Consider the following 20,665-nt stretch of genomic DNA (forward strand, 5'->3'; position numbering starts at 1 on the left):
AGAGGTAGATAGGTAAATAAGATGCCCTTTTTGCCAAGCCGTCTATTGCCAGAGCGTTCGTCGTTGGCTTGCGGGCCCATTGCACCGATGTCGTATCCAGAAGCCCGTGCCATCCACCTGTCCGTCCGCGTCATGCGATCCGATGATCCTCGATGAGCTGAGTCAACAATGAGCGGGGCGAGCACACGGCAGTTCATCTATCTCTCGCATTTGATCATCCAGATCGGCGGCTGGGCGTTCCGTATCGGCATCCTGATCGGCCTTCTGCAATCCGGCATGAGCGCCGCGGGTCTCGGCATCGCGGTCACTTTTGCGCCGATCATGCTTGGCAGCCTCTTCCTGTCGCCGTTGGTCGACAGGGGCGATCCGATCTCAGCGATGATGATCGTCAATGCTGTTCGCATTTGCGCACTGCTCGCCATCTTCGGCAGCGACGGAGCCGATTCGTTTCTGAGCTATGCCGCAATGGCCGTCCTGAGCCTGGTCCAGCCCGTCTATTTGTCTGCAGAGATTGCTTTCTTTCGTCGTATTACATCGGAAGACGGCATGATCGCGGTGCTGCGCAATATCGCCAATATCGACTGGCTGACCTATCTTTTGGGAATGTTTGCAGGTGCCATGCTGACCGACCAATTGCACTTGCCTGGCGTCTTGGCCTTCAACATATCGGCGATCATGCTGTCCTTGGTCGTGCTCCTTGGCATCAAGCAGCAGTTCAGAAGGACGCCAGCCGTGCTTGAGGCGCGGCCTTCCGGAACCGTCCTGGACCTGGCACCCCTCTATCCCGCATTCTTGGCTGTCTTTCTGCTCAACCTCGGCGCCGGCATCATCAACGTCTATCCTGCGATACATGCCACAGCTGACGGGGTTCTCGACAAAAGCGTTCTACTGACGATCGTCATGGCGAACGGCGTTTTTGCCTTGCTGGGCGCGCTCGCCGTCAAGCCGATTTACGAGCTAATGGGCGCTTTGCCAACCATTGCCGGGGCCGCGATGCTGCTTGCGGCATGCCTTGCAATGATGTCACTCGATGCGGGCCTGCCCGTGGTGATCGCGTCCAGCAGCGCAATGCTTGGTTTCGGCCAGATATTTGCGGCTGCCGCTCACGCCCACATGGTGTCTTCAGTGGCTCCGGACCGCGCCGGTCGCCTCTCCGGCTTATTTCAATGTTGCACCTATAGCGGCGTTGCGGGAAATGGCATTGCCTTATCGCTTCTAGGTGATTGGCTTGCTCTGGGAACAATCCTTCTCCTATGCGCGGCGAGCGCATTTGTTGCCTTCGCCGTTGCGACCTTCGCGGTGGTCAGATCAAGGGATACGCAAGCTTCACGTCCCGCCGATCGCTAGATCAGGGATCCACACCATGCCATGGGATCAGCTGTTCCTGTTAGAACATCCTTTGGCGGATCCGGCCTTGCCGGGGCGACAATTCTATTGCTGGCAATGCTTGCTATTGGACGGGTTGCTGTCCGCGTTTCCAAGCCGCGCTGCGAGGCTCGACGTTCGTCGGATTTCCTGGGCGAGACCACGAACCGCGCTCATCGAGCGGCTTGGGCAGGATCACCAGTCCGCGCCGGTTCTGATTTTAGAGAAGAAAGGCCCTTTACCGGAGAATGCGAAGTACGCGAACGGGCTCCCCTATGTCGACGAACTGTTTGCAATCCTTGATCTTCTGACCGCGCGCCACGGATTTCCGGCGCCTTACCCTCGAACAGTCGGCACCTTGTAGGCCATGGTCGTCATCAACGACTTGATGCCAGCAGGAACCGATCGGGGCGCTTCAATCGAGCGGCTTGCTTGATCTGCCGGGTTGGGGCCTCGAAAGGCGATGGCTGATAATCCGGCGTCAATATTTCTGACAACGCCCAGCGCTCAAACTGTTTGACGGCCGCGCTATTGCGGGCTTGTCCGCTGACAAACATGTAAATTGACCGATTGACCGGCACGAAGCCCAATGGAGCCACCAGCTCTCCTTTCTCAAGGTTGCTTCTGACCAAAATCTGCGAGGATATTGCGGCTCCCAGCCCACTTTTTGCTGCCTCCATCGTCAAGGAAAATGTATCGAAGACGACTTTGCGCGATCCCTGCAGGCATATTGCAGCTGCGCTGGCCCATTCGCTCCAGGCGTCCAGCCTGTCGGCCTCGTACAACAGAGAGATCGACAGAATATCTTCCGGGCTATTGATGGCCTCGAGCGCAGTTGGCGCACAGACTGGGCCAATCATCTCAGTTGAAGCGTGCACCTCGCGGACGGAACACGGCCGCTTCAGTGGGCCGGCGACAAACAATATGTCCAACGCACCAACAGCGAGCGCGTCAAGGTCGGCTTCGGTTTCAAAGACAAGGTCAATGTCCGGATAGAGTTTGCGGAATCGACCGATACGGGGCAACAGGCCGTGCGACAGAAAAGCGGTCGAGCCCCCGACCACGACGGAGGGGCCCGCATGGTGCCTTCGTAGCTCGTAGCACCCCTTCTCGAGCATGGTGAACGCGCTCGCGCAGCTTCGCTTGAGCTGCTCGCCGTCGGATGTCAGACGCACGCCCGAACTATGGCGCACGAATAGTTTCCTGCCGAACCAATCCTCAAGCAGGCGCATCTGGTAGCTTACCGCGCCGGTGGTCATATTTAGCCGCTCGGCCGCCCGTGAGAAACTTGGAAACTCGCTGACTGCCTCAAACAGATGGAGGCTTTTCAGGATCGGTAGCTTGCGCATCTTTCTTTCCTGCCTCTCACTGGGACAGCTGTTGTGGAGCCCTGCACCGTGTGCCGATTTTCTTAGGCATCGACGACGCCTTCGTTCACCGCCGGAACTGGCCACGAACGAGACTTCTTTCGGATCGGCCTGTCACGGCGAACTCAACGGACTGGATCCCTCTCCAGCCCACTGACCAGCTATCGATTTAGGCACACAACCCTCGTGATCCGGTGCCCTGAGGCACAGTTCGATTCCATATTCATTCGGTGCAAGGTCATCGCTGCGCGATCTCTCAAGCAATGCCAAAAACCGAGCTAGAGATTTAGAACGCCAACTCATGGCCAATCTGGTCCAGCATAGGTCGATCCTTGATGAGGAGGCCCCTTGCCGGCCATATTGCAAGATGAGCTGGACATTGCGGGCTCGCGTTCGCGCACCTCCAGCGTTACAGGAATTCGTCCAGCTTGCGTTAAACTCGCAGCATCTGGTCCGTCGATTGGCTGGTTCTGTGCATCGCCTCGCAGCTCGCCTCGATGATTCAGCTGGCGGACGCGGTAACCGGGGGTCGCCAATGGTCTGGAACCTGGTTCGATTGGCCGGTCCGCCGGTTTATTCAGAACAAAAGCCGCCTCGATGCGTAGGTGTATTCAAGGGCTAGTCGACGCGCCGTTTCGATGAGGTTGGCCGCCGCACTGTGCCCCCCATCGATGTTCTCGTAATAGAAGTAAGGCTGGCCCAAGGCCGCGAGCCTTGCTGCAGCCTTGCGACCATGCGCGGGATGCACACGATCGTCCTTGGTGGAGGTCAGAATTAAAGGCGCGGGGTACGGCTTGCCCGGCACCAGTTTCTGATAGGGGGAGTAGGCTTCGATCCACGCGCGCTGCTCGGGACAATCGGGATCGCCGTATTCGCCGATCCAGGAGGCGCCCGCGCCCAATTTGGTGTATCGAAGCATGTCAAACAGTGGCACCTGAATGATCGCCGCGTTGAAGAGCTCAGGACGTTGGGTGATTGCGGTGCCAACGAGTAGCCCGCCCTGGCTGCCGCCAATGACACCGAGCCGGCGCGGACTTGTGATCTTGCGGCGGATCAGGTCCTCCGCAACGGCGATGAAATCATCCCACGTCGCCTGCTTCGCCGCCCGCTGGGCTGCTTGATGCCATTGCGGGCCGAACTCGCCGCCCCCGCGCAGATTTGCAACGACATAGGCATTGCCTTGTTCGAGCCAGAGCCGCCCCACGGGGCCTAGATAAGAGGGCAGAAGCGAAGCCTGGAACCCGCCATAGCCATAAAGAAGTGTCGGAATCGCGCCGTCAAACCTAGCGTTTTTCGGTCGCACCAGAGAATATGGAATTGACGTGCCATCACGCGAAGTCGCATCGAACTGCTCTACGACATGGTTGGAGGCGTCGAAGGCAGTAGGTGTCGTCTTCAATTCCTCTAGTTTTTGAGTTTTGGCGTCAAAATACCAGACTGACGTTGGCCTGAGATAGCTTGAGACGGCGAACATGGCCTGGTCCGCTTCGTCGGAGGCGGCCGTCACGCCGACACTGGTATGTTCCGGCAGCGGGATTGGCGTCGCCGACCAGCCTCCCTGATCGTACTTGTACACGGACGCTTTGCTTTGAACGTTATCCAGGATCGTCAGGATCAACAGGTTCTTTGTGAAGCTTAGCCCGCTCAGGGCCTGACGAGGCCCAGGCTTGAAGACAAGCGAGGCTTTGGCGCGCAGCGGATCGGCTTTCCATTCGGTCAGGTCATACGAAATTAGCGAGCCGGCACTGAAGCTGACATCCCCCGACGGCGTCCACTCCTCGTCAAGTTTCACAAGCAGGCGATGGCTCACGAGGCCCACGATCGCCGCTTTCTTCGGCAGATTGAGTTTGACGAGCCCATCGCCGCGGAAAAGCACGTATTCATGCTCGAAAAACCCGATCGCTCGGATGACGCCGGTCGCATGAATATGACCTTCATTGTCTCGAAGCACCAAGGGCACTGCCCGAACATCGTTGGGATCGCCGCGAAAGACCTCGCGCGCCTCGCTGAGCGGTTGACCGCGTTTGAGCTCCTTGACCACGAAGGGGTAGCCGGCCTGCGTCAACGAGCCCTCGCCCCAGTCCCGTGCAACAAGGAGCGTGTCTCGATCGACCCAGCTGACGCTCTGCTTGCCCTCTGGAAGATAAAAGCCGTCCGCAACGAAGCGCTTTGCCTCGCTGTCGAACTCGCGTATGGACGCGGCATCCTTGCCGCCGTCTGAAAGGCTGATCAGGCAGAGGCGCTCTTCTGGCGGAAGGCAGCTGCCGCCTTGAAAGATCCAGTTCTTGTTCTCGGCAACCGCCAAGGCGTCCACGTCAAGGATGGTTTCCCACCGTGGGTCTTGGCGACGATAGCTTTCAAGCGTGGTGCGCCGCCAGATGCCGCGCACATGGTCCTCGTCTTTCCAAAAATTCTCCAACCCGCGACGTCCCAAGGAGACGTATGGAATTCGATCCTTGGCCTGCAAGATTGAGAGCGCCTGTTCGTAGAACCGGTGATAGCGAGGATCCGATTGGAGCACGCCAAGTGTCTTCTCGTTCTCGGCCCGGGCCCATGCCAATGCGCCCTGTCCTTCGATCTCCTCAAGCCAGAGGAATGGATCCTCCGTGACCGCCGCCACGTTTCGCTCCTGTGAAATCGCAGCGGAGGTGACGCAGGCAATCGAAAGCAGCGCTGCAGAGAGAAGTGACGTGTTCATGGACTTGCTCCGGCTGAGGTCGAGCGGCCACGTTGGCCTGACGCGTCAAGCAGAAGCTGCAGAAAGTACGCAACGCATGACATGGTTCGGCTCGCGCTATCTCGCGAACCGTTCACTGCAAGCTGCATGCCGAGCAAAGCGCCGCAAGTTTCAGCCGCTCAGGGCTGCACGATCATGTTCGCTTGCCGACATTGGTTGCCAAGCAGACAGGGCAATGTCGGCACGACATGTGTCTCAGACAGCACCAGTACTATGGATCTTCAGCGGCCAAGAGCCGGAACAGAGGGACGCTCCCGACCCGCCATCGGAACGCTTACTCAAAATATGAGGTCCGCTCTTCTGATCCGGATCATCGGGCAGACTTGTCGCCGCGCATCAGCATGACATAGAACAGCGCGTTGATCAGCAGCCAGATCGCGATCAAGCTGATGGCAGTGCGCATGGCGATCTCCAATTCGTGACTGTAAGTATCTGCCGCGACATTCCGCTCATCATGTGAGCCAGCGCGGATCGAAAGAACCGCGCCAGCTGCCAGACCTGTATTGTGCCTCTCGCCTGCCGCAGAAGCGCAATCTGCCGTGTGCTGTTTTCTCCCCGGCACGGGACTGCTATGCGACCAGAACTAGGCGATGCTGTCCGGTGTCGGCAGGACCCAGAGTCTGTCCTGCGTACGCATCAGTGGAGCCGCTAGCGCCTCAAAGCTTGACTCAACATCTGCATAGGCAGCCTCCTTCAAGGCGGTATCAGCGGGGTCGACTTGGTTGAAAGCAGTCAAAGCCGTGGCATAATTCTGGTACAGCGGCATTTGAGCTTCGTTGGTCCAGCCGAGACCGAGACGATGGAACTGATCAGCTGGGACAGTGACACGGCTCTTATCCAGCTCTCGAACATAATCCGCCGACCAGTCGTGGATGGTATAGGATTCAATCTTGTCCATCATCGAGCGCCACCGGGTGACACGCTCCTCAAGCGGCATGCGGATCGCCTTCGAGATAGCGGCTGCGATCTCTTCAGGGTTGTTCGGATCCACCAGAAGTGCCTCGTTCTCGTTGAAGTCTTCAGCGGCGCCCGCGAACTTGGATAGGACCAGAACGCCGGGATCCTTCGGGTCTTGTGCCGCAACATATTCTTTCGCCACAAGATTCATGCCGTCGCGCAACGGGGTCACGACGCCGACATGGGCGGCGCGGTAAAGCCGCGCGAGTGCCGCCTGGCTGAACGAATCGTTCTTGTAGTGGATCGGGCTCCACCTGTCGGTGCCATGCTCGGCATTGACCCGGTTGATCGCGCTCTCCACGTCTTCTTTATATTTCTGATACTGCTCGACATCGGCGCGTGAGGACGGTGCGATCTGCAACAGCGAGATGCTGTGGAGTTCTGTCCTTAGCAGCTGATTGAACCCTTCGACCCGCTTGTCAATACCCTTGGTGTAATCGAGCCGGTCCACGCCGATCGCAAACTTGGATCCTTCGAAGTTTTGCAACAATGACGAGACTTTTTCTTGCTCTGCAGCAGAGATATCTGCAGCGAGATAGTCTGCGAACTGCTTGGGATCGATCCCGATTGGGAACTTTTTCAGTCGCGTCTGACCGCGCTCCGTGGTGACGACGCCATTCTCAGTCTCCAGTCCGAAATGGGTTCGGAGGTACGCCGAGAAGTTATTCAGATCCTGGTTCGTCTGGAATCCGATCAGGTCATACTTCAGCGTCGCCTTCACCAGTTCGCGATGATTGGGTACGCTATCGACCATATCGGGCGCCGGCCACGGCGTGTGAAGGAAGAAGCCGGTCGGCCGGTCGATGCCGAGTTCATGCAGTCGGGCTCCGAGCGGGAGCAAATGATAATCATGCACCCAGAATGCGTCCCGATCCCGTACGTCGAAGACGGCACCCGCAATATAACTGTTGGTCCTTTGATAGCTTTGGTAATCGTTTTCATAATCGTCTTCGGAGACCGACATCCGGTCCGGCAGGGAGTGCAGTGCCGGCCACAACGTCGAGTTCGAAAAACCACGATAATAGCCAGCATGGTCAGCGGCCGGCAGATCGAGCCTGGCGACAAATCCCGCCCCAGTCTCGACCAGCGGCAGGGGCACCTCGGTCCCATCGCCGCGGTTTTCCGAAGAGCCGACCCAGACCGCGCCGGACCGTTGCACGACCGGTTCGAGGGCGGCGGCAAGGCCGCCGGTCTGGGGTTTACTGGGGTCGAAGGGCGCAACGCGGTTCGAAATGACGACAAGCTTCAAATCAGGTTGCTGGTTGATCACATCTGCCACCTCGTCCGAGGCAATAGAATGGGCGGGGCCTGCACTGGCTTGTTCATTCAGCTCTGGCGCTATCCGGTCCAACTGTTGGCCAAAGACATGCCGGTTTTTGGTTTCATCTTGCTGGGTAGCGCCTGATGTACTGCTGTAGGCCAAGGCTGCCATGTAGAGCGCATCATATCGAACCATCTCAAAACTCCGTTTGACGATGTTTGCGTTTGATTCAGTCGCAGATCAGCCCCGAGAAGTATCCCCACGACGCAGGATGGCAGGGCCAGCTTTCGGGAAGCTGACCAGTCGCGAGCCAATCGCCGCAGCAGGAACGTATTCACGTCCAGGGCCGCGCGGTGCGCATTGGATGAGGCTGTCTGCTGGCCCGCACAGGATCCGACGGTGATCCCGGATCGTTGTCTTCGCAGGGAGGACGCCGCGGCATCCTGCGTGGCAAGTCGGGAGCCCGCCACATGGAGCGGGCCACGCAGCGAAGTCATGAAGTGTCGTCCCTGTCCTTGCGTTTGTAACGGAGCAAGTCACGATAACCACCTCGCATCAGGTGCAGCCCCATCCGGACAAGGCGAATGGTCCGGCTGCGCAGGTCGTGTGTTTTCCAGCCTCGATCCGGGATGCGGGTCTTGCCGAACAGGCCTTCGGCGATGTTGCGGTAGCTGTTGCCTTCGAGCCACCCGTCGAGTGCACGCAGGGCGAAGATGTGCCGGTTGCGGGTGCCGATCGATTGGGCGAGAGGTGGCGGTCCAACAGGGCGCTCTTCGAGCGCCAGCCAAAATCGATATGCAGCCTGCAAACGGAGGTCGAAGCTGCGGTCAAGTGGCAAATCGATGCCAACCAGCGATCCGCGCCGCGGAAGTTCATTCAGCCAGAGCCGGTGTTTGGCTCCTCCAAGCGGCACAATGGCATGCCAACCATCGGCGGCTTGTCGAACCTCGCTGCCAACCAGTTCAGTGAAATCAAGCCTGTATCGATCGGATGCGACCGGGCGGACCGCCGTGCGGATAGTCACCACGGTCGACAGCGCCTCAGGCGCCCAGAAAACAGCCTGTTCGTCGAACGGCTTTTCCGGATCAGCAGCGAAACGTCAGTCCCCACTTTCGCCGGAAGTGGTCTGTAGCAACGGATCGTCTGCGCCTGCTCAGCGCGCTGAAGTCCTTTTGATACTCCCGATCGCGGCGCAGCCATTCCCAGGCTGTGTCCGCGGCTTCTGCTTTCCTGACATCCTGATATGCACTCTCTGATCTCCAGTCGGCACCTGACATCTCACCATTTTCCCCGCACGTGCTCTCAACGCACACGCGAGGAAACGGGATGGTTGTGGCCATTTGTGGTTGCACGTATGCCGCTGCTCAACACTTCATGCACTTACCCGATAAAATGATCAACTTTTTCGATGGAAAGCATTCAATCCACATCCGATACCCCCGCTTTTCGTTTTCCGGGCATGGCCTCTCAGCCATCTGATAGCTTCGAACCGCGTCCTGGCGAGCTGGCGTGCTCAACGGATCGAGGCGATGGACGAAGCTCATAGCGAAGCGATATCTCGGACAATCGCAATTACGGCACCCGGTATGCTCAATCAACGAGCCTCAATCGACCGTCCACGGCGCGCGAACAAGGTTCGCCCCTCTCCTTTGCGGCCCCAAATTGAGCAAGCGTTCTACAAAGTCATGTGCGGTCGTCATCCGCGCCATAGGGAGCGCACGATATACGGGGATCCGGTTGAGCAGCCTCAGCGAGGGAGGCAGGGAAGCGGTCCGGCGCCTGTTTAGCCGCTTGCATGGCTTCCGCTGCAAGTACGGTCGCCGTGGTGATCGCACCCGTGGCGCGCTCGTTATACAATTGCGGCTCCCGGATCAAAACATCCAGAGTGGTCTGCTCGCGGGCCAAGGTTCCGCTTGAGTTCATGAGCGAGTCCATCGAGCGCATCCCAGGCGGCGATTACAGTTGAAGCGCTAGCATCCGAAGTCTCATTGGTGGCCGGCACCGGCCCAGGGCCAAGGAGCCAATCGATCGCTCCGGCCCGGGCATCTCGCCACGCTATCGGGGGAAATAACTCCTTCCAGTGCGTCTGCACCATCCCGCGCAGGACGCCGAAGCCGACGGCAAGCCCCTCATATCCCTTCGGCCCGAGAACCGCCAGGGTGTTGACCTCGTTCCAGTCAACCGCAGCCGGTCCATCAAGGTCCATGCGCCGAACGTCGGCGTCGAACCTTTTGCATATAGCTGTCTGTCGATATTATCGCCGGCCGGCAAAGGTCCGGGCAGGGGCGCAGCGCCCAGGTTCGAACGCGCAGAGATATTGTCGCGGACCACGATCCAGTAATTGATCATGCTGACCAGACCACATGTGCCCTGGAATGGCTCGCGCCATCGAAATGGTCATTTCCGTTCGCGAAGCGGGAAATCCGTTGAGAGCCAACGATCCCGCAAGCCACCATTGCGGCTCCTTCAACGGTTGTTGCTGCCGGCATGTCTCAATCAGGCTTATGCCAGTTTGGACAGCTTAATCATCAATGTCAGTAACTCGAGTGGATGTGTCATCGATCCGACAATGTTTGAACTCTGACGCACACAGCGGTTCTGGCATGTCGCCCGATCGAAAGTTCTGGCCTCGTGCGGTCAAGTTGACCACTCCTGCGAACCGCAGTCCAGGACCGCAGCGAGGCTACACGATCAGCACAGTCTTCGCCCGACGATTGGCTGCCTTCCGTACGGTCGTACCGCTGATTGCTGCACATCGCGGCGGTGCCGCACGAAGTCGGGGTCCCGTCAACTACCTGTGCTCGTCATTGCTCCAGATGACAGCCACATGTCACCTTCCGTTGATGAACGTCGGTCGGTCAAGCGCACAGGAACTCGGCATGCAAGCCCTATCGCCTTCTGAACCCGCCAACCGCCGCATCCATATTGGCACTTCCTCACTTGCCGAACGAATGCGCTCCCAGATCTGCTGCAGCAGCGAACTCTCGTTTCTGATGGAAGCGCATGATGGTATCTCCGCCGCGATCGCCGCGCGCGCAGGTTTCGAGGGCCTTTGGGCATCGGGCCTGTCGATTGCCTCCTCTCTAGGTTACCGGGACGCCAACGAAGCTTCATGGAGTCAGCTTGTCGATGCCGTTGAGCGGATTGTGGATACTAGCGGGCTGCCTGTGTTGGTCGACGGGGACGGCGGCTTTGGCAACTTCAATAACGCTCGTCTATTGGCGCGCAAACTTCATCAACGCGGTGCTGCGGGCGTCGCGCTCGAAGACAGCTGTTTTCCGAAGATGAATTCATTTGTCGGTGATCGGCATCCTCTCGCCGAAATCGACGAATTCTCGGGCCGTTTGCGCGCTGTAAAGGACACAGTCTCGGACGACCTCATCCTCGTGGCCCGCATCGAGGCATTAATCGCCCGGCAAGGAATGGACGAAGCAATTTCGCGCGCACACGCTTACGCCGATGCGGGGGCCGATGCGATCCTCATCCATTCGCGAAAGACCGCAGCGGACGAGATCCTCACGTTCATGCGCGCCTGGCAGAACAGGCTGCCGGTGGTGATTGTTCCAACGAAATACTATCGAACCCCGGTGTCTACCTATCGCAAAGCCCACATTTCTACGGTGATCTGGGCCAACCACTCCATGCGAGCTGCAATAACAGCCATGCGGCAGGTCTGCAATCGCATCTTAGCTGATGAGAGCTCTGCGGGCATTGAGCCCAATATCGCAACGCTCGACGAGCTCTTCGAACTGTTTAAGTACGACGAACTCGCCGAGGCGGAAGCGCGATATCTGCATTCTGGCGACATCCGGCAATAGCTTTCTTCGCGCATTGTATACACGCTCCTGAAGGACTGTCGCCATGCAACCATCTGCTCCGCTACAGCATTTCGCTTCACCGTCCGTTGACATGATCGTTCACAGTCCCAGTGTTGGAAATGCTATCAAGCGGCACGAAACTTCTTACCAGGCTGAACTAACCGCAGCGATGCCCCTAACCGAAGCGATGCCCCGCCCTGATCCCTTCACCTGGCGGAAAAACCTACTTAGATCTACGAGCGCGCTGAGCCGGCCCACGGACAATATTTTGTCCTAGCTGAATGCGGGATGCCCCTGGCGTTGCGCCGCAAGCGACTTTCTGCAGCATCTTCGATCGACCGAAAGCGCCTATAGCGCCGTAGGCCAGCGTCCATTGTTATTACCGACTCGAACGGCCCGACATAGCGCGTCGCATTCGTGGTGGTCTGAACAAAGACGACATCCCTAGACACTAAAGCTATTCAAATGGCTATCAATGCACCCAAGAACGCCATCATCCTCGCCGCCGGCGTCGGCTCTCGCCTTCGACCGCTGACGGATCTACGACCGAAGCCGCTGGTCGAGGTCAACGGCATGCCAATTCTCCACAATGCTCTCCGCAACTTGGAAGCAGTCGGCGTCGAAGAGGTGACGCTCGTGGTTGGTTACCGCAAGGACGCTATTCAATACGCGTGCGGTCGCCGCTTCGGTACGCTTGGGATCAACTATGTGGACTCGCCAGCCTTCGACCGCACCGGCAGCGCCTATTCGCTGTGGCTCGCGCGCGAGGCTCTGCTTTCCGGAGACTGTTTTCTCCTCGAGGGCGACGTCTTTTTCGAGGAGGATGCGCTGCGTTATCTGCTGCTCAGCCAGGCGAGCGACGTGGCGGCAATCGCTCCTTTCGATGAACTGATGGAAGGATCGGCAGTTCTGTTGTCGGATAACGGCCTCATCTCGGAGTTCCGAATGAAGCAAACCGGGGCCAACCGGAGCGCGAATGGGCCAAGGCTTTTCAAGGTGATGAACCTGTTAAGACTTTCGGCAGCAACTCTCAAGGAGACGATCGTTCCAGCGCTGGACGAGATCATTGGGTCCGGAGCGACCCAGGCCTACACAGAGGAGCTTCTTTCTTATCTTGTCGAACTGCGTGGTCTGCAGCTGGCAACGGCACGATGCGATCACCTCAAGTGGTACGAAATCGATACTCCTGAAGATCTGCAGATCGCAGAGCGCATTTTCAGGGGAGCGGAGCACCAAGGCATGACCCACAGAAAGTGAAAGTCAAATGCTTAGATATCTCTGGGATCCAGCGAACGCCATAACAACTGGCGGCCTTCTTCTTTCGTCCGCCAGTCTATTTCTTGCTCTTTCAGGTCGTCTTGAACTGTCGATAGCCGCGGCACTTTGGGCCGTCCTATGCGATCACCTCGACGGGATCGTGGCAGCTCGCACAAAGCATCGCCATCCGGATGTTGCAAAGATGGGAAAGAGCCTCGACGGATTTGCTGACATTATCTACGGCGCTGTTTTGCCTGCCGCAATTGTAATCCAACTCAGCCGCGCTTCCGTTCTCGCCCTGGTGACCGCAACCTCCCTACTCGCGGCTGGGGCAATTAGGCTTAGCTACTTTGCGAACTTCGGCAAATCAGCCGATGGGCGTTTCTTAGGGGTGCCGCTATCATATGATGTCCCGATAATGGCTGCGGCCTTTGTTGTTCGGCCGCTTCTTCCGAGCGAACTATTCGTAACTCTCACGCTCGGCATTTTTCTCCTACTTGCGGGATTACATGTCTCGTCGATTCGGGTGCCATCGCCGGTTCCGGCTATGTACGCCGCGATCACCATCTTCGCCATAGTCGCGTCGGCTATCCTCGCATTAAGGCGTCCCGACTAGGCCAGTCCGAGACGAAGGATACACACCCACGCTTCACAGAATCAAGGGGAGCAAAACTACGCACATCGCGCCTGTCCGCACACCAGAAAAGGTAACAGGACGAAGTCGCTGACGCCTCGTCGTGCGATCGACGGTAGCGAGGAGGTCGCCGACTTGCTGATCAGGCACCCCAAATATCGACAGCTCTTTATTCGTCACAGGTGAAGATGAATTCGACCGCACAATTTGCATATCTTAATGGCCAAATCGTTCCTTGGAATGATGCCAAGGTGCACGTATTCGCACCTGTGACAAAGTATGGCATAGGAGTTTTCGAAGGAATCCGCGGCTATTGGAATGAAGATGCACGGCAAATGTATCTCTTCCGCCTCGCAGAACACCTCGATCGATTTGCGTTCTCGCGAAAGGCCATGCGGTTCGATCCGGGGCCATCCCGAGAAGAGCTGACCGAGGCACTTGTTGGCTTGTGCCGCGCAAATGCGTTTTGTACGACCGTGCATATCCGGTTGATGGCTTTCATAGACGGGACCGGCGACATAGGAGCAACAGGTCCGGCAGGAATCGCGATCACTGCGCTACCGCGGCAGTCCGCTCAGGACCAAGGCGCCTCTGCTCAGATTAGTTCTTGGATGCGCATGCCAGATAATGTGATGCCCGCGCGCATCAAGGCTAACGCAAACTATCATAACGCTCGATTGGCAACCATGCAGGCCCAGCGGGATGGATACGATGTCGCTTTCCTCCTCAACACGAGAGGAAAGCTGGCCGAGGCACCCGCGACGTGCGTGTTCATGGTTCGCGATGATCAGTTGATTACGCCGAGCGGGACCAATGACATACTAGAATCGATTACACGCCGGACCGTGATCGAATTAGCCCGCAGCTATTTTGGACTACTGACGGTTGAGCGCGATGTCGATCGAACCGAATTGATCCTCGCCGACGAAGTATTCCATTGCGGCACTGGTGCCGAAATTACACCAGTGACATCAATCGACCGCATACCTGTTGGGAACGGTCAACCTGGAATCAAAACGCAACGATTAATGGAGGTATATAGGGCGGTCGCCACGGGCAAAAATGGAGCATATGCCTCGTGGCGAACTCCGGTCTTTTGATGGCATGTGTTCAGACGCTTCTTCAACGACCTGGAAGGATCCTCACGGAGGCGCGGCAGATCCATGCTAAATCTCGACGGGCGTGAGCCAATTCGGCCAGAGATTTGTACGCCCGTGGACAAGATCGAAGTAGGCCGCCTGTAATGCTCGCACAACCGACCCGGGCTTCCCATCGCCCACTGGAAGCCGGTCGATGCCGAGAATCGGTGTCACCTCCGCTCCCGTCCCCACAAGGAAGGCCTCGTCGGCCGCATATAGTTCTGAGCGGTTCACAACCCGCTGCTCCACCGGTAGGCCGAGGCTTTCGCGCGCGAGCTTGAGGATCGTATCCCGGGTGATACTTTCCAGCACGTCTTCGCAAAGCGGCGGCGTCACCACCACGCCATCGCGGACGATAAAAGGCGTTGACGTCGGGGCCTCGGCCAAATTGCCCTGCTCGTTTAGCAGCAGGGCCTGCTGGTAGCCGTCTGCAATGGCCTGCATGTGAGCCAATCGTGAGTTGTGGTAGTTGGCGTTAGCTTTGATGCGGGCTGGCATGGCCCGATCCGGAATCCGCACCCAAGAGCTCACTTGAGCCTGGACACCATCGAGCACTGCCTTGGGCACCGGCCGGGCCAGCGCTGTGATAGCGGTGCCGATCGGCCCCGTTACTGTCATGTCTCCCTGACCGTCCAGGTAACTCATGATCCGCAGGTGAGTGCTCTCTCGATATCCGCAGGCCCTGACCAGGTCTGCAGTCTGCTTTGTCAGTTCCGCGGCCGTGAAGGGAGCGTCGAAGCGTACAGCCTTGTGACTGTAGGCCAAGCGCCGCATGTGGTCTTCCATTCGGAATAGGAGGAGGCGGCCCTGCTGCTCGCTCCAGTAGGCCCGCACCCCCTCAAAGACTCCAAGGCCATATTTCGCGGCGGGGCTGAAGATATGCATTGTGGCCTCCGGCCAGGAAACGATCCTTCCGTTCAGCGATGCGTATGGCGCAGGCAGGGTCATGTTCTCTCCTTAAGGAATGTTAATAGCTCTGTGGAGGAAGCCGGCCTCGATCCGCTTCGCCGGCTATTTGCCGCAGGCAGAGGAATCCTCAATGAGACGATCTGGCTCTTGAGCCGAGCCTCCCGCGCGCTGGAGCGCCGCTGCGTCGATCGCACGAGCACGGCACGGATTATCGAAGCGAACTCGTGATGGCTTGGTACGATCACATCTGCAGCCCCGGCGGCGTTCACTCGCCTTTTGGGTCATGACGTCCCAATGCCCCGCCCCCATTCATCTTTGAGCTGCCCGCCATGCCTGCCGTTCCCCAGTCAACTCCCAGACCATAGGGGGTCTTCGCCAAAAGGTCTAGTGATATAGATCATTATCAGCTAGGCTGAATGTCCGAATTTCCTTCAGACCCTTGGAGCCCGCATGACTGTCGTCGCCGATCTCAGCCGCAACCTTCCGCCACCTGTTCCAGAAACCAACCAGGCGTTCCGAGCGGCGCTGACCGACCTTCTCGTTGAGACGGACTTCACCGCCCTGACGCGCACCCATCGTTTCATGGGGACGGAAAGAGATCGCATCCAAGGCGGGAAATGGCTGGCACGTCGCTTAGGCAAGGCGCCGGCTCCGGAGCGGGTTGTGCTTACCAATGGCACGCTCAGTGCAATGAACATGATTTATCCCGCCATCATGCGCCCCGGCGAAACCCTCCTCACCGAGCCACTCACCTATCCCGCGGTCCCCGCCATCGCCCGGCAATATGGATTTCGCACCGAATCCGTGGCCTGCGACGTGGACGGCATGGTACCCGCCGCACTTGACGAGGCCTGCCGCCGGTTCAAGCCCAAAGCCTTGTATTGTCTGGCCACGTTGCAGAATCCCACGACCGTCGTCATGCCGCTCTCCCGCCGACAGGAGATCATTGAAATTGCCCGGCGCCATAACCTTGCGATCGTGGAGGACGACATCTATAGCGCTTTGCCTGAAGACGCACCGCCGCCGATCTCAGCGCTCGCGCCGGACATCAGCTGGTATATCCTGGGCCTCGGCAAGAGCTTCACGGTGGGGCTACGGTTCGCCTATGTGGCCGCCCCTTCTGGCGCGGAGGCCAAGCGGGCCTTTTGGCCCGGGGTACGCTCCACCTTCTGGATGGCGGCACCGATTACGGCTGCAGTGGTCTCACATTGGATGGAAAGCGGCATGGCTAGTCGGCTGTTCGAGGCAGTCCGCGCGGAGGCCGCCAGCCGCCACGCCATGGCCATTTCCGCACTTGCCGGCCTGGACTTCGCCTCTCCGCCTGGCGCGATCCATGGGTGGCTGAAACTGCCAAATGGGCAGCGCGAGGCATTCCACGCTCAGCTGAAGGCCCGGGGCGTGCTCGCCGGCGACGCGGCCCCTTTTGTGACCGATGGTGGTCCGGTGCCCGACGCTGCGCGGGTCTGCTTCGGGTCTCCGGAAACGCGTGATGAGCTTGCCGTCGGTCTCAAGGCAATCGCCGAGACTACAGTCGAGGTTAGTGTGCACCCGGGCCTTACGGGCGAACGTAAATGATCTAGCGAATCACGCCAACGACCGTTGGCGTCGAGGTCCTGGCAAATTCGGCGCTATCTGGGAGACCACATCTGCACATGGTGAAACGGACGGTGGAAGGGATCAGCATGTGGCGGAGGATCGTGGATTCCTTAGTCGACGACATCAACCGCGGCGCCCTAGCGCCCGGAGGGCGCCTGCCTTCGGCGCCGGCGATCGCAACCAGATTCGGCGTCAATCGCCTGACCGTGCTACGCGCTCTGTCGCACCTCGAAAACGAGGGCATAGTCAGCATGGAGCAGGGCCGCGGGACATTCGTTTCCCGCGGCCCAATTAACTATCACTTCGAGAACAGGAAGTACTTCGAGGAAAACATTCTTGAGAACCGAAAGAAGCCCTCCCGCAGACTGATTTCGATCGAGCGAGCCGACGCCTCGCCCCCGGTTTGCGCTGCACTTGGGCTCCGCGATGGTGAGCGTGTCGTCGTAGTGACCACATTGAGTGAGGCTGATGGCGTGCCGATCAGCTACGGACCAAGTTACTTCCCCGAAAGGTTGTTTCCCAACATAGATAAGGCTTTCGAAAAGGCGGCACGGTACGGCGATGCCATTTTGTCCACCTCGGCGGTGCTGAAGAAGCTCGGAGTAGTGGACTACCACCGCAAATCTGTTCGCATGCGATCGCGGCCGCCAACGACCATCGAAATCGAGCGACTGAAGATACCAACGACGGAGCATGTGCTGCAGACTGATGTCATAAACGTCGACGCCGAAGAGCGTCTGATCTCTTTCGGTCAGACCGCCTATGCCGCCAGCCGGGTGGAATTTGTCTTCGGTGGCTGACAGCTGTGCCGGCAGCAGCCCTCTCGGCTGGATTTCGTCGCGCGCAGAGAGCTGGATAAAGCAGGTTGATTAAGTGCCTCGGCGACATCCTCGCGTTCGCTCCCAACGAACTCCAAGACAAGTTGCTCGACATCATCAGGCACTTCGCCTGGGTAGCACCCCAGATTTGCTCGACGATAAAGCTCGCCAAATCCGTTGAAGCATGTCGGCCAAGCGCAACGAGAACAAGATCAGCAAGCCCACGCTGAGCGATGCTGGCTTCAAGCAACGGTTCGCCAGATATGGAACCAAAGACGAGATGCCAGGCAAGTGGAATGGACCGAGTATTTGGGAACGCGGCCTGCGGCTCAAGTACAGCATCGCCATTGGCAGATTTGCTGACTGTGGCCGCAAATAAAATTCCGCCGCTGCGACGTCCTACGCTGGGTTGGAGCGTATCTATCGCGATGTTCGGATGCTGTGTTGCGCCCGTTTTCGCAAGCGCTTAGCCCGCTTGCGAGAGACGCGTTCGGGTGAAACATAAGCAAACTGATCCAAATGGTTATCATACATGGCGTTCGCGTGAGAAGGCCACTCTCAAGAGTGGCCCAAGTCGGGACGAAACATACCGCCGCAGACCCCTGGCTCCAGCCGCAACTTAGTCGATTTGGTGCGCCGGACGTTTCCGGGCTTATGACGAAGTTGCTGACGGGATCTCACCAATTGCGCTGAACGCGTAGAAGGCCGACCAGTGCGCTCTGGTTCTTCAACTCATACACGGCAGCCGGTTTGCCCACACCTGCGACTGCCGGCGCTTTAATTGTGCCAGAGTACTTCTGATCGAGGAACGTGGCATCGAGCTCGGCCGAGAAGGTCAGGTTCGTGACCGGCGACCAGCGTGTGATTGTACCGACCCCTGCGATGTTGAAATCAGGATTGCAGGCACCCGTCAGGCCGAGAGCAGCCATGCCAGAGCTGCCGCAGATCTGGGCCTTAGCTGCGTCTGTATAGCGAACGGCGGCCCAGCCGCCATAAATGCCAGTGTTCCAGTACGGATTCCAATTGTGGGTATACCCGCCATTGAAACCATAAGTCGTGGTCAGCTGCAGAGCTGTCCCTGTTGCTGCCGGTGTTCCGGAATAGATAGCATCCGCGATGCCTGCGATACCCATGCTTTGATATGCGCCACTTCTGGCAGAATTGGCGTACATCGCCCAGGAAGCTGGGATGTTTTCGTTGATGCCAAAGTTGATTGCGCCTTTGGCGTAGGCGGCTTGCAAGTTGATACTATCGCCGGTGCCGGTCGGAATATTCTTGATCGACAAGGCCAGCTGACCAGCCCATCCCCACTTATCGGAGGCGTGTCCAGAGGTTTCATCCGCGCCGTAGTAGGCAGCATGATTATTGTGTGCCGCGACTGATGCCTGAAAGAGACCCCAGGCCTGGTCAAGACGCGTCATACCCACGACATCTGGAGCCAGGGTGCCACCGAAACTCGGTGAGCCATAAATGCCCGTCACGATGCCCGCTGCCGATGCATAGCTCGTGTTCCAGATATTCCTCTGATAGTAGGCGGTCGGGTCCTGCATTGAAACCGTCGCCGTCAAGCCCTGACCAAAATCGGCGGTATAGCTGAACTGATTGACTCCAGTATTATTTCCACCGCTGCCCGGAAGGCCGTCGAAGTTGCCAGCTGGATATTGCACCCAAGGCGAGCTGTACTGCGAGACTGCCTTTCCGATCGTGAAACCGGCAAATTGAATGAACGCGAAATAGACGCCAACCGAACCATAGGCAACATTGCCAACGCCTGCATTGGCCGGCGCGGCTGTACCGCCGAGGGATTGGTAGACTGTGGAGCCGTTCCCAGCACCAGTGTAGCTACCGGACGCCCAGTTGAGAGTCGTTTCGAAGAAGGTGCGGACCAAGCCGTAGTCTGTCGCTGTGCGCGTATCGATGGTGAAGTCGATGCGAGCACGACCGGTATAAGTACCGCTCAGCCGATTATTGGCACCGGCGGGACCGGAAACGGGCGTCATCACAAAGCTCGAGCTGTCCAGCACCGTGTCAGCGCGGACAAAGCCACCGAGTTTGATGCAGGTGTCAGAGCCAGGCACGTAATAAAATCCGCTACCGTATAGCGAGCACGCCTTCACATACTGGATCTCCTTGGCCTTTAGGGGAATATCGGCGGCCTGTGCCCCGCTCACCCCAATTAACCCCGCCGTTGAACTCAGCACAGCTCGTTTGATCGTTCGATGTAAGCTTGAGCACGCATCGGAAAATGTCATTGTCCCCTGTCCTTGTTAGACCCATCGGACTCAGGGGTAGCACCGCAAAATAATCGTTTGACAAGCACTCATCGAATAGTGCGATGGTTAGGTTCATGTTTGATGATGGATGCCCCATGAAAGCCGGCCTCCACCGGTCGGGCTTCCATGCTTAAGGAAAGCAGCCCCGTTACGAATGGCCGCGGGAGGAACGTGGCACATGTAGCTAAGAAATCCGTTACAAGCCAATCCAGAGGGGAGTGCGCCTAGCCGGTTGGCATGCCGCATTGCGGTGCACGGTTCGGGAAGCTCGAGGTTCCAAGATGCGCAAAATGCAGGTGCGGTCCGTCGCCGGTTCGCAATGCGAACTGGCATGCAGGCTACAGCACGACAAGATCAAGTGCGCGGGACGCATGACCAGCAGACCCGCAAAGTCCTCACACCGCGACAACTATGCGGCCTGATATTTTGGCTTAGTCCCTCCGAAATCAAATAGCGAAATGCAACAATTCTCGTGCCAGTCAACTACCAAGGCTGGCGTTTGATTTAGATGATAAGACCGTGTCACCCAAAGGT

General features: G+C 58.2%; 17 protein-coding genes. 9 read left to right on the plus strand and 8 right to left on the minus strand.

Annotated elements, in window-relative coordinates; all coding sequences use genetic code 11:
* Nucleotides 1–168: 168 nt before the first annotated feature.
* Both ACVMB0_RS37695 and ACVMB0_RS37700 read left to right on the plus strand, forming a co-directional pair.
* The gene (locus ACVMB0_RS37695) at nt 169–1,347 is read left to right on the plus strand and encodes an MFS transporter (RefSeq protein WP_461349493.1); all 1,179 of its coding nucleotides are present in this window, start codon (nt 169–171) and stop codon (nt 1,345–1,347) included.
* A gap of 16 nt (nt 1,348–1,363) precedes the next feature.
* Nucleotides 1,364–1,729, plus strand: a complete 366-nt coding sequence (locus ACVMB0_RS37700; RefSeq protein WP_461349494.1) for a DUF3088 family protein — start codon at nt 1,364–1,366, stop codon at nt 1,727–1,729.
* Between the two features lie 13 nt (nt 1,730–1,742).
* Here the strand turns inward: ACVMB0_RS37700 and ACVMB0_RS37705 are convergent, their stop codons facing one another.
* From ACVMB0_RS37705 to ACVMB0_RS37730, 6 genes are all read right to left on the minus strand, one after another.
* A complete protein-coding gene (locus tag ACVMB0_RS37705) occupies nt 1,743–2,714 on the minus strand; it encodes a LysR substrate-binding domain-containing protein (protein ID WP_461349495.1) in 972 nt (323 codons plus the stop codon).
* 595 nt (nt 2,715–3,309) lie between these two features.
* On the minus strand, nt 3,310–5,430 hold the full coding sequence (locus ACVMB0_RS37710; protein WP_461349496.1) for a prolyl oligopeptidase family serine peptidase: 2,121 nt from the start codon (nt 5,428–5,430) through the stop codon (nt 3,310–3,312).
* A 622-nt stretch (nt 5,431–6,052) separates the two neighbouring features.
* On the minus strand, nt 6,053–7,882 hold the full coding sequence (locus tag ACVMB0_RS37715) for an alpha,alpha-trehalose-phosphate synthase (UDP-forming) (RefSeq protein ID WP_461349497.1): 1,830 nt from the start codon (nt 7,880–7,882) through the stop codon (nt 6,053–6,055).
* A 298-nt stretch (nt 7,883–8,180) separates the two neighbouring features.
* Entirely contained in the window at nt 8,181–8,711 is a 531-nt protein-coding gene (locus tag ACVMB0_RS37720) for a DUF2285 domain-containing protein (RefSeq protein ID WP_461349498.1), read from the minus strand.
* A gap of 61 nt (nt 8,712–8,772) precedes the next feature.
* Entirely contained in the window at nt 8,773–9,027 is a 255-nt protein-coding gene (locus ACVMB0_RS37725; RefSeq protein WP_461349499.1) for a transcriptional regulator domain-containing protein, read from the minus strand.
* Nucleotides 9,028–9,370: 343 nt separating this feature from the next.
* Nucleotides 9,371–9,622: a hypothetical protein gene (locus ACVMB0_RS37730; protein ID WP_461349500.1), complete on the minus strand. Its 252-nt coding sequence runs from the start codon at nt 9,620–9,622 to the stop codon at nt 9,371–9,373.
* 1,016 nt (nt 9,623–10,638) lie between these two features.
* Between ACVMB0_RS37730 and aepX the strand changes: the two genes are divergently transcribed.
* From aepX to ilvE, 4 genes are all read left to right on the plus strand, one after another.
* The gene (aepX, locus tag ACVMB0_RS37735) at nt 10,639–11,505 is read left to right on the plus strand and encodes a phosphoenolpyruvate mutase (protein ID WP_461349786.1); all 867 of its coding nucleotides are present in this window, start codon (nt 10,639–10,641) and stop codon (nt 11,503–11,505) included.
* A gap of 465 nt (nt 11,506–11,970) precedes the next feature.
* Nucleotides 11,971–12,762 (plus strand): phosphocholine cytidylyltransferase family protein, encoded by a 792-nt coding sequence (locus ACVMB0_RS37740; protein WP_461349501.1) that lies wholly within the window; start codon nt 11,971–11,973, stop codon nt 12,760–12,762.
* A gap of 7 nt (nt 12,763–12,769) precedes the next feature.
* Entirely contained in the window at nt 12,770–13,378 is a 609-nt protein-coding gene (locus ACVMB0_RS37745; protein WP_461349502.1) for a CDP-alcohol phosphatidyltransferase family protein, read from the plus strand.
* A gap of 206 nt (nt 13,379–13,584) precedes the next feature.
* Nucleotides 13,585–14,496: a branched-chain-amino-acid transaminase gene (gene ilvE, locus ACVMB0_RS37750; protein ID WP_461349503.1), complete on the plus strand. Its 912-nt coding sequence runs from the start codon at nt 13,585–13,587 to the stop codon at nt 14,494–14,496.
* A gap of 66 nt (nt 14,497–14,562) precedes the next feature.
* Here ilvE and ACVMB0_RS37755 read toward each other — a convergent pair whose 3' ends face one another.
* On the minus strand, nt 14,563–15,483 hold the full coding sequence (locus ACVMB0_RS37755; RefSeq protein WP_461349504.1) for a branched-chain amino acid transaminase: 921 nt from the start codon (nt 15,481–15,483) through the stop codon (nt 14,563–14,565).
* A 411-nt stretch (nt 15,484–15,894) separates the two neighbouring features.
* On the opposite strand from ACVMB0_RS37755, the gene ACVMB0_RS37760 reads away from it, so the two are divergent.
* The 3 genes from ACVMB0_RS37760 to ACVMB0_RS37770 all read left to right on the plus strand — a co-directional run bounded on the left by ACVMB0_RS37760 (nt 15,895) and on the right by ACVMB0_RS37770 (nt 18,237).
* A complete protein-coding gene (locus ACVMB0_RS37760; protein ID WP_461349505.1) occupies nt 15,895–17,019 on the plus strand; it encodes an aminotransferase-like domain-containing protein in 1,125 nt (374 codons plus the stop codon).
* A 77-nt stretch (nt 17,020–17,096) separates the two neighbouring features.
* A complete protein-coding gene (phnF, locus tag ACVMB0_RS37765; RefSeq protein WP_461349506.1) occupies nt 17,097–17,840 on the plus strand; it encodes a phosphonate metabolism transcriptional regulator PhnF in 744 nt (247 codons plus the stop codon).
* 202 nt (nt 17,841–18,042) lie between these two features.
* Nucleotides 18,043–18,237 (plus strand): hypothetical protein, encoded by a 195-nt coding sequence (locus ACVMB0_RS37770; protein WP_461349507.1) that lies wholly within the window; start codon nt 18,043–18,045, stop codon nt 18,235–18,237.
* Between the two features lie 298 nt (nt 18,238–18,535).
* Here ACVMB0_RS37770 and ACVMB0_RS37775 read toward each other — a convergent pair whose 3' ends face one another.
* Nucleotides 18,536–20,110, minus strand: a complete 1,575-nt coding sequence (locus ACVMB0_RS37775; protein ID WP_461349508.1) for a porin — start codon at nt 20,108–20,110, stop codon at nt 18,536–18,538.
* Nucleotides 20,111–20,665: the final 555 nt, after the last annotated feature.

It is taken from the genome of Bradyrhizobium sp. USDA 4451 (assembly GCF_054822585.1).